The sequence below is a fragment of the Candidatus Pelagibacter communis genome, from assembly GCF_001179925.1.
GTDB classification, from domain to species: domain Bacteria; phylum Pseudomonadota; class Alphaproteobacteria; order Pelagibacterales; family Pelagibacteraceae; genus Pelagibacter; species Pelagibacter ubique_E.
The window spans coordinates 1-828 of the sequence record NZ_CVSF01000009.1 but is presented as its reverse complement, the minus strand read 5'-3'; the positions used below and the strand labels follow the sequence as shown (position 1 = coordinate 828).

Below are 828 nucleotides of genomic sequence, written 5' to 3'. Positions count from 1 at the left end.
TCTTTATTAGTTCCAACATTTCCAATATGTGGGAATGTAAAATTAATAATCTGACCAGCATAAGAAGGATCAGAAATAATTTCTTGGTAACCTGTTAGAGAGGTATTAAAGCAAATCTCACCAGTTGCTTTTCCTTGGTATCCAATTCCAATACCTTTAAAAATTCTCTTATTTTCGAGAACTAAAACACCTGTATGATTTTGAGATTTTTTTGAGTTTGTTTTTTTTGCTTTTTTGATCAATTACAACTCATAAGTTAAAGGTTAATACTATAATTGATTTATTATCGCAACAGAGATGTATTATAAAATTGTAAAAAAACAATTTTTCTTTTGAAGATTTTTATCTTTCAAGTAGATTAAAAATATATGCCATTAAAAGAGACAATCGAAACTGAATATAAAAATGCCCTAAAAGCCAAAGATAAAACAAAAATATCAACTTATAGGTTAATTTTGTCATCAATAAAGGATCTGGATATTATAAATAGGTCTGGTCAAAATAAAAAAGAAACAGATGATGACGATATAAAAAAGCTTCTGAAAAAAATGGTCAAACAGAGAGCCGAATCGATAGATATCTACAAAAAAAACAATAGGACAGATCTCTTAGAGGTAGAACAAAATGAATATAATATTTTAACTGGATTTTTACCAAAACAGCTTGGAGACGAGGAAACTAAAAAAATTTGTGCAGAACTCATTTCTAAACTCGGCGCAAATTCAGTTAAAGACATGGGGAAAGTAATGGGTGAATTAAAAAAACTACATTCAGATGAAATTGATTTTGCAAAAGCAGGTCTTTTCATTAAGGAATTATTAAATAGTT

Annotated in this window: 2 protein-coding genes; one reads left to right on the top strand and one right to left on the bottom strand. The window is 28.0% G+C overall.

From position 1 onward, the window contains the following. Nucleotides 1–242 (bottom strand): carbamoyl-phosphate synthase domain-containing protein (locus tag AMN70_RS00580; RefSeq protein ID WP_306452504.1); only part of this gene is annotated, 242 nt, incomplete at its 3' end. Nucleotides 243–368: 126 nt separating this feature from the next. Between AMN70_RS00580 and AMN70_RS00575 the strand changes: the two genes are divergently transcribed. Beyond that, nucleotides 369–828, top strand: a 460-nt coding sequence (locus AMN70_RS00575; RefSeq protein WP_075501037.1) for a GatB/YqeY domain-containing protein, incomplete at its 3' end; no start/stop codon positions are given.